Annotated in this window: 6 protein-coding genes; all 6 read left to right on the top strand. The window is 41.2% G+C overall.

Annotated elements, in window-relative coordinates:
- Window positions 1–382: 382 nt before the first annotated feature.
- The 6 genes from N7E81_RS01720 (at window position 383) to N7E81_RS01695 (ending at window position 13,255) form a co-directional block, all read left to right on the top strand.
- Window positions 383–3,223, top strand: coding sequence for a heparinase II/III-family protein (locus tag N7E81_RS01720; protein WP_263051553.1), 2,841 nt, complete (start codon window positions 383–385; stop codon window positions 3,221–3,223).
- Window positions 3,224–3,390: 167 nt separating this feature from the next.
- Window positions 3,391–4,785, top strand: coding sequence for a 3-keto-disaccharide hydrolase (locus N7E81_RS01715; protein ID WP_263051552.1), 1,395 nt, complete (start codon window positions 3,391–3,393; stop codon window positions 4,783–4,785).
- A gap of 2 nt (window positions 4,786–4,787) precedes the next feature.
- Window positions 4,788–6,134 (top strand): Gfo/Idh/MocA family protein, encoded by a 1,347-nt coding sequence (locus tag N7E81_RS01710; RefSeq protein ID WP_263051551.1) that lies wholly within the window; start codon window positions 4,788–4,790, stop codon window positions 6,132–6,134.
- A 76-nt stretch (window positions 6,135–6,210) separates the two neighbouring features.
- Window positions 6,211–7,410: a Gfo/Idh/MocA family protein gene (locus tag N7E81_RS01705; RefSeq protein ID WP_263051550.1), complete on the top strand. Its 1,200-nt coding sequence runs from the start codon at window positions 6,211–6,213 to the stop codon at window positions 7,408–7,410.
- Between the two features lie 33 nt (window positions 7,411–7,443).
- Entirely contained in the window at window positions 7,444–9,672 is a 2,229-nt protein-coding gene (locus tag N7E81_RS01700) for a family 78 glycoside hydrolase catalytic domain (protein ID WP_263051549.1), read from the top strand.
- Window positions 9,673–10,261: 589 nt separating this feature from the next.
- On the top strand, window positions 10,262–13,255 hold the full coding sequence (locus N7E81_RS01695) for a SusC/RagA family TonB-linked outer membrane protein (protein WP_263051548.1): 2,994 nt from the start codon (window positions 10,262–10,264) through the stop codon (window positions 13,253–13,255).
- The last annotated feature ends 6 nt before the right edge of the window (window positions 13,256–13,261 follow it).

Genomic DNA, 13,261 nt, shown 5'->3' with positions numbered 1-13,261 from the left:
TTCAAATTGCCAATTTTCAATCAAGGGGGTTAATGTAAGAGAGAACCTAATTAACTATCATTGGGAATATGGATAAAGTCATCTATTATATGGATGGCTTTTGCAAGGCTAGGGAAGATATCGGTGAAGGGATATATTTTTGGTTTTATGATTGTTTAAACGCCTTTAGAACAATTAATGGTTTAAGATGAGAACCAGTATATTGGACTTTACTGACCGTTAGTTGTCTAAAGACCCTATCCATACGACTTCTTTAGGCTGCTCATCGTCTGAAAGAAAGGGGGAATAGATTTTCCAATCATTTATGCAAATCATTCCTTCAAGGAAGTGCTTTTTAGACTGAAAAAAACAGACAAGACAGATTGAAAAAACGAAAATAGATATGATAATTAAGTATAAGGTAGGGATTGAAATAAGTAAGCGTGTGAAATCTTATGGCTTGCTGAGCATTTGTCTGCTGATAGCCATAGGGCTTTGTGCTCAATCAAACCAAACTGGATCTAAAGAGAATCATCCCAGAATTTATGTTAATAATGTGAAGGCAAAAGATTTCGCCAGAGCTGTAAAAAAGGTAGCATGGAAGGTAGAAATAATAGAGAAGAAGAAAGAAAAAGTTGATGGGTACATTGAGCTGTGTAAGTCTGACCCAAACTGGCTGGTGTCGCGCTTGCAAATGAACTGGAAAACGAAGCACAGTAAAGTATTTTTGCATGGTGGCGATTTTTCGCACTCCGAGGGAGAAGCGCCAGTACCTACTGTTCGTTATTCAGGTACCCGTGATTGGGCAACGGATTATATAAGGCCTTCGATAGAAGAAATTCAGCCTTACTTAGACGATGAGCGAGGTATGTATCTGAAAAAGAAGGAAACTAAAGAAATGGAATGGGTGCATCCTTCAAAATCAGGACATATTATTGAAGGAATTAATAGGCAAATCATGACCATTGCCGAAGATGCGGCTTTTTTGTATTGGTTTACGGGAGATGATAAATATGCGGAGTTTGTGCTGCCAGTGTACGATACCTATATGAAAGGAATGTATTACCGAGAGCCTCCAGTAGATCTGGATAATACTAGGCAGCAACAGGTTTCAGGATTGGCTACCTTCGAAGTGATCCATGAACAAATTGTAGTCTCACTTTCACTCATTTATGATTTCATGTATGAATACCTTGAGAAAAGTGGGCACGATCGAGGTATTTCTACAGCTGTTTTTCAGAAATGGGGTGACCAGATTATCAAAAACGGAATCCCGGACAACAACTGGAATTTCTTCCAAGCCAGGTTCCTGACTTATATTGGTTTGGCTCTAGATAGCAACGAATATTTTGACAATGGCAAAGGGCAGCAGTATTACCTCGACCATACCTTTAGCGTGAGTACCGACAGGCAAATCGCATTAAAGGAAGCGATTTTAAACTACGACCAGCAAACGGGCATTTGGCCAGAATCGGCTGCTTACTCTATGCACGTTACGGAGACACTTCTCAATATCCTGACTGTGCTCGACAATGCAACTAATGACAATGAATTAGAAAATTTTCCAGTTATAGAAAAAGCAACATTGGCCACCTTTCAGTATTTATTCCCCAATGGGCGAATAGTGGCTTTTGGTGATTCGGGGCATAAATCTTTGCCTTCGGCGAGTTTTGAATACCTGATAGCCAACTACAGAAAGTACGGCAAAAGAGAAAAGGAAAAAGAAATTACTGCCTTATATCAAGGCCTCTTGGATACCAGTGATCGCGGTAGAGGGTTGTTCGAATTGTTCTTTTATGTAGACGAATTGGTGGAAACCAGTGAGACCGATGCGGGTGAGCTTATTGCTCATTTAACCTCTCCCACATTTTATGCACCCAATGTGAGCTGGTTTGCTCAGCGAATGGGAACGGGCACAGATGCGACAATGGTCTCTACGTTTGGTGCATTCGGGAATCATGCTCATGCCAATGGTATAGGTATAGAATTGTTTGCTAATAACTATGTATTGGCTCCCGACATGGGGCCAGGCCCGAGTTACTGGCATCAAGATCATCGCCAGTACTACGCCCGCTATCCAGCACACAATACTGTCGTAGTAGATGGCATCTCAGATAGTCGTACCATGCGCGTGAGTCAACCTTTCAGTCTAGACAATTGTTTTCCAGAATCGGAAGACCGTAAGAATATTTTCGATCAGATTACTTTTTCTAAAGTTTCATTTGTTGAACCTACCACTCTGGCTAATCAACAACGATTGACAGCCATCATAAATGGTACATCTGGTAAAGCTTATGTGCTCGATGTGTTCCGATCCGAAAGGCCGAATGCAGAAAACCAGCAGCACGATTATTTTTTTCATGGCTTGGGTCAATCTTTGAGTTTTTTGGATGAGAACGATGAGCGACTTTCAATGACCACTTCTACTAAATTAAAAGCGCCCAATTTTATACCCGCATATGATTATTTCACTGATGAAAAATCCGTTTCTACGTCCCAGTCGCTAAATGCTCAATTTAAATTAGAACACGTCGGAAACCCCACTAGTCTGATGAAGGTATGGATGAAGGGGGGAGAAAATCGAATATATTTTTCAGTAAACGGGCCAAAAGCCAAAGCGCTAAGTAAGGAATCTGCAACGGCTGATATACTCAATGAAAAGATTCCGACGTTGGTCATTAGGAATAATGCAGAGGCTTGGCATGATCCATTTGTTGCAGTATTTAATCCGTTTTTGGAAGAGAGCCAACAGGTGATTTCAGATGTTACATTTTTTGAGGGTAGTAAAAATAAGTCTGCACAAATTATTCAGGTTACGCACGACCACAAAGAGACAAAAGATCACATAGTGGTCACTACTTCGGAGAATGATATGGTAAAAACAGCGGAATTTTATCAGAAAGGATTACTCAGCATCATGCGCGAAACGGACAGTGAGATGGATTTCATTTTTGTTGCGGGAGCCACCCAGTATTCCAATAAAGGTTGGGAAATACTCAGTGTTAGAGAAGCCCTTAATTTATCCATCCAGAGAAATGAAAGTGGATTTGAAATTCAAAACAACAATGCTGTTTTGATTGGGGTGCCTAAGCGATATAATCCCGAATCTATCCAAATATATGAAGATGGAAAACTCATCGAAACACGCCAAGGAATGAAAAATAGAAATGATCCAGATCGAATAGATTTTCGGTTGGAAAAGGCCTTTCAAAAAGCGATCATTGTTTTAAAACATTCAAAATAAAAAAACATAAGTAAGGATAAAAACGCTTAGTAATGCGGCTATTGATGGCATGAAGAGGTGAAAGTTGGCTAGGTGACCATGTTTTTGAGTGAAAAATCCATATACAAAAATAGGTATCAGGCTAGTTTTGAAAGATATTACGAATACAAAAACAAATTCATTTTTATATGACTACAAAAACTAAAACACTAAAAATAGTATCAGCATTTTTAGTTGCGACAAGTTTATTTGCTTGTGCAAACGAGAAAAAAGATCAAACGCCCTGGGTTGATTTGTTTGATGGAGAGACATTGAATGGGTGGTCTAAAATAGGAGGAGAAGCTACATACAAAGTGGAGAATGGAGCTATTGTAGGGGCCACAGTAAAAAACACGCCCAATACTTTCTTGAGATCAGACCAATTGTATGGCGATTTTATATTGGAGTTGGAATACAAGGTTGATCCATCTATGAATTCGGGTATCCAAATCAGAAGTAATAGTTTCGATCACTACCTCAATGGCAGGGTGCATGGATACCAAGTGGAAATAGATCCTTCAGAAAGAGCGTGGAGCGCAGGGATATATGACGAGGCAAGAAGAGGATGGCTAAACCCCATGACGGACAATCCTGAAGCGCAAAAAGCATTTAAGCAAAATGAATGGAATCACTACAGAATAGAAGCCATAGCAGACACCATCAAAACATGGATCAATGGTGTGCCTGCTTCATATCTAATAGATGATAAAACGGCTACAGGGTTTATCGCCCTGCAAGTGCATAGTATCAAAGGTGATCAAAAAGAAGGCACAAACATTAGGTGGAAAAACGTACGAATTGTTACAGAAAATTTGGACAAGTATGCTACTGCTTCTCCCTTGAAGCCAATCGTTACCCAAAACAATTTGACTATCGACGAAGCCAAAAAAGGATGGAAAATGCTATGGGATGGTAAAACATCGAATGGCTGGAGAGGAGCCAAACTTGATAAATTTCCTGAAAAAGGATGGGTAATGGAAGATGGCATACTGTCCGTGCTATCCTCTGGCGGCGCAGAGTCTAGAGCCGGTGGTGATATTGTCACCGATGAATTGTTTAGTGATTTTGAAATTAAGGTGGATTTTAAATTGACCCCTGGTGCAAATAGCGGAATCAAATATTATGTAGATACCGAGATCAACAAAGGGCCTGGTTCGTCTATCGGATTAGAATACCAAATTTTGGATGACGATCTACACCCAGATGCTAAATTGGGTAATCACGAAGGAAGCAGAACAGTATCGTCTTTATACGATCTGATTCAAGCGGATGTGAATAAACCAATCAAGCCAATTGGAGAATGGAACACGGCACATATCAAATCAATCAACAACCATGTGGAACACTGGTTGAACGGGGTGAAGGTATTGGAATACGAAAGAAAAAGCCCTGAATACCGAAAATTGGTATCAGAAAGTAAATATGTGAAATGGAAGGATTTTGGAGAGCTAGACAGAGGCCAAATCTTGCTGCAAGATCATGGAGATCTTGTCTCATTCAAAAACATAAAAATCCGTCCAATTGATAACAGCACAGACAAATAATTATGAAAAACGAGAGAAGAAATTTCATTAAAAAAGCTGCGGCAGGTGCCGCTGGTATGGCCATTACCAGCCAGTTAAATGCCATGAGTGCAAAAAATTATTCAAGAATTGTTGGGGCGAATGACCGTATCCAAGTCGCGATTCAGGGTTTGGGAAGAAGATATGGAGCTTATATCGACGCCATAGCCAACCCCAAGAACAATATAGACTTGGTTTATCTCTGTGATGTGATGAAAAGCCAAAGAGATAATGCCGCTATCAAAATTGCAGGTAAGATCACTGGCAAGCCGAAGCTCGAAAATGACATTAGAAACATTATTAATGATAAAAAAATAGATGCCATTTTCATGGCGACACCCGATCACTGGCATGCGCCAGCTGCGTGTATGGCTATGGCGGCAGACAAGCATGTATATCTAGAAAAACCATGTAGCCACAACCCAAGAGAAGGTGAATTGTTGGTAGACTATCAGAAAAAATATGGAAAGGTAGTTCAGATGGGCAACCAGCAGCGATCTTCTCCTCAATCACAGGAGATCATCAAAGATATCCATGATGGAATCATAGGCGATGTATATCATGCTGTTGCATTCTATACCAGCAGAAGAGGTGCCGTTCCGCACCAAACAAAGGCCAACCCACCTGCAGGCTTGGATTGGGAATTGTTTCAGGGGCCAGCACCACGCAGAGAGTACACCGATGATACCTGGAACTATAACTGGCACTGGTATGGCTGGGAATACGGGACAGCCGAAACGGGTAACAATGCTACGCACGAATTGGATATTGCACGCTGGGCACTACAAGTGAAATACCCTGAACGCGTAGAGGTAAATGCTGGCAAATATCAGTACAAAGACGATGGTTGGGAAATGTACGATACCATGGAAGCCACATTCAAATTTTCTGGAGATAAGACGATCAAATGGGACGGGCAAAGCAGAAATGGATACTATAAATATGGTGCGGGTAGAGGAACCATCATTTATGGTTCTAAAGGCTCGGTATTTGTGGATCGTGGAGGCTACAAACTGTATGACCTCAAAGGGGAATTGATCAAAGAAAACCTCTTTGCTGGAGACGAAGCAGGAACAGCCCTTGGAGGTGGAGGAGATCTTTCTACACTTCATACCAACAATTTCTTTGATACCATTCGTGGCAAAGCAGAAGTCACTTCTCCAATTGATGAAGGGGCTATTAGCCAAATGTTGACGCACTATGCAAACATTGGTTATCGTATTGATGCTGCTTACGAAGTAGATGAAAATACAGGACATATTTTCAATAGAGATGCCATGAAGCTGTGGTCAAGAACCTACGAGCCAGGTTGGGAAATTAAGTCAGTATAAGAATCAAGAATTGTTTAAATTGATCACCTTTGGTAATTTTTATCAAGGGTGATTTTATTGTTTCAAAAGGGGATAGATGAAAAGAAGGGATTTCGTAATAAAAGGTAGCTTAGCAACAGCAGGATTAGCTACATCTACATACGCCGCTGCCAATATAATAGGAATGGGCGGCGCCAATAGCAAAGTAAATATTGGTGTGATAGGGACAGGTAGTAGAGGCAGAGGCCTCATACCCAATATCAATAGCATTGAAAACTTCAATGTAGTGGCCTGTGCTGATATTCTTCCTTTTCGGTTAGACGAAGGGCTGAGCAAAGTGGAAGGGCAAAAGGCCAAGGGATATAGCGACTACAGAAAGTTGTTGGATGACAAAAATGTCGATGCCGTATTGATATCTACCCCTTTTAGTACGCATGCATCTATTGCGATGGATGCCATAGATGCTGGCAAGCATGTGTATTGCGAAAAAACCATGGCCAAAGGCTATGAAGGAATCAAAAGCCTAGTCGACAAAGTAAACAACTCAAATAAAATATTCCAGACCGGTCATCAGTACCACAGTTCCAGATTGTACACCCACGTGGTGGACTTGATCAAAAACGGCAAAGTGGGCAAAATACAAGCTTTCGAATGCCAATGGAATAGAAACGGCAATTGGAGACGCTCGGTACCATCACCTGAGTTAGAGAGAATAATCAATTGGCGAATGTACCGAGAGTATTCTGGCGGCTTGGTGGCGGAGCTGTGTTCACATCAATTAGATTTTGCCAACTGGGTACTGGACGCTACACCCAATAAAGTGGCAGGTTTTGGTAGCGTAGACTACTGGAAAGATGGCAGAGAAACCTATGACAACATTCATTTGATCTATGATTATCCAGATGGCGTAAAAGCAAAATTCACTTGCTTGACGGCTAACTCCAAAGATGACTATCAGATCAAAGTCTTGGGAGACAAAGGAACCATCATACTAGGCTATGCAAAAGCTTGGTTTTACCCTGAGGGCAAATTCAATAAAAAAATAGGGGACTTGGATGGTGTGTCTGGAGCCACCGTTTCGTGGGATGAAGGCAAAGGTATCCCAATCAAAGTGGAGCACATAGAGCCAAGCAAGCAAGCCTTGATCGATTTTAAAAACAGCATCGTAAACAATGACTCCCCTGTGTCTAATTTGGCTACTGGTGCCAAGGCAGCCATCTGCGTACAAATGGGGCTGGATGCTATGTATGATCAAAAAATTGTAGAATGGGATCCTTCATTCAATAAGTTATTCTAAAAAATAGCTTCTAAATATTAGCAAACTCCTGATATGAAATCCATATTTAAATCTTGCGAACAGGCTAGATTAATAGTACTGCTCGCCCTTTTTGTTATTGCTTTTGCTTGCAAGGAAGTCGAAAATTCTAGCGTCTCAGGAAGTGAAGATGCATTGAGTCCCCTCTCTTTAAGTGTGGAATATATTAGGCACCCTGAGGGTTTATTAATCATAGATGATAAGCCTGAATTCGCCTGGGAAGTCCCTAATTCAGCGACTAAGCAAACGGCCTATCAAATTATAGTTGCGTCCACCCAAGGTTTGATTCAAAAAGAAACAGGAGACCTTTGGGATTCAGGAAAAGTATATGGCAACCAATCCATTGATGTGGAGTATGAAGGAAAACCATTGAACCTGAGCGGAACGTATTTTTGGAAAGTAAAAATTTGGGATGCAAACGAGGTAGAGATGCCTTTCTCAAAACATCAAAGCTTTAAAACAGGAGAAGCTAATGGTTTTATTACAAGTGCCAATACTTTTCAGATAGACAGAATCAAACCAATTATCTTTCAGCAAATCGGTGAGGACTCCTATTTTATCGATTTTGGAAAAGCGGCTTTCGCAACTTTAGTTTTTAATTATCAAGCGAAAAAAGCTGACACACTCACCGTTCATATCGGTGAGCAACTGCTGGACGGTAAAATAAACCGAGACCCACAACGCACCATTCGCCATCAAAAGGTAGAAGTCGCTGTGAACCCTGAACAATCACAATATTTATTGGAGATTCGGCCAGACAAGAAAAATACCAAGCCACGGGCAGTGCAGTTGCCAGATTCATTTCCAGTGCTGATGCCTTTCAGATATGTGGCAATAGAAGGCACTGAGGGCGATTTGGAGGCCGAAGACTTTACGCAGCTTTTTTATCATGGTTATTGGGAGAATGATGCCAGCTACTTCACCAGCTCCGACACTTTGTTGAATGCCGTTTGGGAATTATGCAAGTACTCGATCAAGGCCACCACTTTTGCCGGATTGTATGTAGATGGCGATCGGGAGCGTATTCCTTATGAGGCAGATGCGTACCTGAACCAGCTGAGCCATTATACGACAGATCGAGAATACGCCATTGCGAGACAGACGATCGAATACTTTATGGAAAACCCCACTTGGCCGACCGAGTGGCAGCTTCATGTAGCGTTGATGTTTCATGCCGACTATATGTACACTGGCAATACGGAATTGATTGAGAAATACTACGATGAGCTGAAGCACAAGACTTTGATGGAGCTGCGTCGCGAAGATGGGTTGATTAGTTCGGCCAAGGCCACACCTGAGTTCATGAAGAAGCTTGGCTTCACCAACCCCAAAGACAAACTAAAGGATATCGTAGACTGGCCGCCAGCGCAGAAAGATACTGGCTGGAAGTTGGCTACGGCAGAAGGCGAGCGCGATGGTTTCGTCATGATGCCTATCAATACAGTTGTGAACTGTTTCTATCATAGAAACTTGGAGATTATGGCGGAATTTGCCAGCATACTAAACAGACAAAAGGAGGCAGAGGAGCTGAGCCAGCTGGCGTTAAAAGTAAAACAAACGATCAATGATAAATTACTTGATCCTACTACAGGCGTCTATATAGATGGGGAAGGAACTAGCCACTCCTCGCTGCATGCCAATATGATGGCTATGGCTTTTGATATAGTTCCGATAGAAAGCATAAAGTCAGTCGTCGACTTCATCAAAACCAGAGGCATGGCCTGTAGTGTATATGGCTCTCAATATTTGCTAGAGGGTTTGTATAAGGCCAATGAATGGGAATATGCAATGGATTTAATGACAGCTACCCACGACCGAAGTTGGTATAATATGATCAAAATGGGTTCGACCATGACGCTAGAAGCCTGGGATATGAAATACAAACCCAATGCAGATTGGAACCACGCCTGGGGAGCCACCCCGGCCAACATCATTCCAAGACAACTCTGGGGCATTCGGCCAAAATCGCCAGGGTACGACACGGTTTCCATCCGACCGCAATTGGAGACTTTAACCTCCAGTTCTATTAAAGTGCCCACAATTAGAGGAGCTGTTAAAGCGGATTATCAGTTGCAATCGGACGAAACAAAACACTTTGTGATCGAAATTCCGGCTAATATGATAGGCGAATTCGACTTGGGTGGGCAAGCCATTTCTAAAGTGATTTTAAATGGCGAAATACTCAACGATTATCAAAACATTATACCACTGCCTGCTGGGAAACACAATTTGAAAGTGTACTAACTGGAAGTAGGTCGAAGTAATTGGACAGACATTTACCGATTTGAAATATCATAAGCCTATGACCAAATTAACATCGTATATGCGTACGATCATTGGTCCAACAACTCAAAAACCTGACAGAAACGCATAGCATCAAACATTAGATCCATAGAGGGTTGCCAATTCCTCGGTTTTCGAAGCCTCGTCTATTAAGAAAATAGATAAGGATCATTATGTGTTTATTTACTCTCCAAATGAAATCTATCAATCGCTTGAATTAAGGTCAAGGATTCATTTTGAAGGTTATACTCAAGAGAGTGTCTAATAATATCAAAAATCTAATCTCGATAGTATGGATTTTTTGATCGTGAATATGGATACTTCTCATAAAAGGTTCAATGTTGAAGAATTATTGTGGAAGACGTTAAATCTTTAAATAAATCGTTTGTAGGAGTGTTTTTGCCTTATTTGGTGTGGGCTATATCCAAAGAAAAAATGAGAATCCATGTTTATGGATAAAATATCCATTTCAAGGAGCATTTAATTATGCTATTTCGAATATCAGTTCTTGCATGGGGCTGATATGATTTAAAAACAAAACGAAAAATTTATGAAAAAACTTAAACTCTTATTGATTGTCTTATTGTTAGGCTACACGAGTGCTTCTTGGGCGCAGACCCAAATATCTGGTGTGGTGACAGACGATGAAAATGTGCCTTTGCCAGGGGCAAGCATCCTGATAAAGGGGACTACAGTTGGTGTAGTAACAGACGTTGATGGAAACTACTCACTTCAAGTGCCAGATCAAACTGCTGTATTGGTGTTTAGTTTTGTTGGGTTTGATACCGAAGAAGTCACCGTGGGATCACGATCAGTGATCGATATGGCCATGACTTCTGACATTACCTCAATGGAGGAAATCGTGGTTATTGGATACGGTCAGGTTGAAAAGAAAGATGTAACGGGTGCCATTGGCTCTGTGGAAACAGAGGATATTGTAAGGGCTAACCCAGTTCAAGCGGCCAAGGCAATTCAAGGCCAGGCTGCAGGGGTAATTGTTTCTAAGCAGAGCAGTAGGCCAGGAGCTGGGTACAACATTAACATTCGAGGCTTGAGCTCAATAGATTACAGCAACGAACCGCTTGTAGTCATTGATGGTGTGATGGGCGGAGACATGAATGCGCTCAATCCCTCAGATATTGAGTCTATGGAGATATTGAAGGATGCTTCATCCACTGCCATATACGGTTCCAGAGGAGCTAATGGAGTAATCATTATTTCTACCAAAAGAGGTGCTAAAGGCAAACCAATAGTAAGTTACAGCGGCTATGTAGGAGTGAAAACACCTGCTCACTTGCCAGATATGATGAATGCTCAGCAATTCTACAAGGCTAGTGTGACTGATGCAGTACTCAACAATCCTGACTTTAACCCTAGACCATATACTTCTACAGAGCTTGACTTGATTAATTCTGGCAAGAGTACGGATTGGCTGGATGAAATATCTGGGCCAGCCATGCAAACCAATCATTCTGTTTCAGTAGGAGGAGGAAGTGATAATACCAACTATCATTTTTCAGCTGGATATTTGAACGAAGGAGGAAATTTGGAAAACACACAATTCCAGCGCTACAACATCAAAGGTAGTATGGACAGTAAAGTGACTAATTTCTTGAAAGTAGGCTTTACAGCGAATTATAGTTTTTCAAAACAAGAAGTGGCCTCTAATGAAGGTTTGAGAAGTGCTTACAGAGCACGACCTACAGGTGTTGTCTATTACGATGATATTCTCAACCCTGATGAAAATCAAGATCTTGATTGGCGTGGTTATGCTTCATGGATGGGCATCAATGATAAGCAAGTTTTGAATCCTCTCATCGAAATGGATCCCTACAATTTTCAGGATGAAACTAGGTCGAATACCTTCTTTGGGAATGCTTATTTAGAGCTCACTCCTCTAGAAGGATTATCCATCAAGTCTGTGATCTCTGCAAGCGTTGACAATTCAAGATGGGGGCAGTTCAGAGGAACGATGACTAAGGATAGAAAGACTACGCTATTGCCGAGGTCTTTTCGTCAGACAGATGATATATCCAATTATACATTGGATAACATCATCACCTATAAGAAGGAAGTCGGAGATCATGATTTCACAATTACAGGCGTGCAAAGTAGTTTCCTCGAACGAAACGAAGAAATGGACAGCTATGTAGATGAGATTCCATACAACTCCTTATGGTATGCTTACGGTACTGCCAGACCAGCAGAATTAAACACAAAACTGACAGAAAGATCCCTGCTTTCATATATGGGAAGGGTCATTTATGGATTTAAAAATAAATATGTACTAACGCTTACCAGCCGATGGGATGGTGCTTCACAATTGAGTGAGGAGAATAGATGGGATTTTTTCCCATCAGCAGCAGTGGCGTGGAGACTGGGAGAAGAAAAATTCATCAAAAATATCGATGCCATATCTGATATGAAGTTGAGAGTGAGCTATGGATTAGTAGGTAATAGTTCGGTGGATCCTTACAGTACACAGGCGAGATTGATCAATACACCCTATGATTTTGATGGCGCAGATGCTTACGGGTTTGCTCCAGAAAACTTGGCGGACAAAGACCTGAGATGGGAGAAAAGTAAGGAACTCAATATCGGTTTGGAAATGGGATTAGTTAATAACAGAATTAGTACTGTTTTAGAGGTGTATAATCGTAAAACAGTTGATTTGATTTACAATGTACAAATCCCAACCTCTTCAGGTTTTAGTAGTGTGGCCACCAACGTAGGTGAAGTAGCTAATAGGGGCGTTGAGCTGACGTTGAATACGGTGAATATTGTCAATAATAAATTTAAATGGACCACAAGTATCAACTTCGCTAAAAATGTGAATGAAGTACTCTCTATCGGTACTGATGGAATACAGCAAGACATTGCTACAGGTCTTTTTGTAGGACAGCCATTAAATGCTCATTATGATTATGAATTTAATGGGATTTGGCAATTGGATGAAGCTGCTGCCGCTATGGAATATGACCAAGTGCCCGGCTCAGTAAAAGTAGTGGATCAAAACAATGATGGTATGATATCTTCTAATGAAGGTATAGACGACAGGACAATCCTTGGCTCAGAACAGCCTGATTGGACGATGGGTATAACAAATAAGTTGACCTATGGCAATTTCGACCTTTCTTTCCTGATCTATACCAGCCAGGGAGCTATGTATAGAAATAGTATGCTATCAGGAACCATGGGGGAAGTAGGCGTTGGGAGATACAATGCTTTGAACCTTGATTACTGGACTGTAAACAATCCTACCAATGAATATTATGGACCAGGTATTACGTCAAACCCGCACAGATCAGCCATTTTCTATCAGAATGCTAGTTTTTTAAGAATCTCTGACATTACGTTTGGTTATACGCTACCACGTACAGTGTTAGAGAAATATGGTTTTAGCAACTTCAGGCTATATGCGCAGGTAACCAATCCTTTTGTTTTCCACGATTTTGATGGGATGGATCCGGAATTTAACTCCAGTACTTACAATGATGGTATTCCTTCAGCGACCTATTTGTTCGGTTTAAATTTCTCATTCTAGTCGGTT

Source organism: Reichenbachiella carrageenanivorans (assembly GCF_025639805.1).
Classification (GTDB): Bacteria; Bacteroidota; Bacteroidia; order Cytophagales; family Cyclobacteriaceae; genus Reichenbachiella; species Reichenbachiella carrageenanivorans.
The sequence above is the reverse complement of the archived record's forward strand: the minus strand, read 5'-3'. Positions and strand labels throughout refer to the sequence as shown.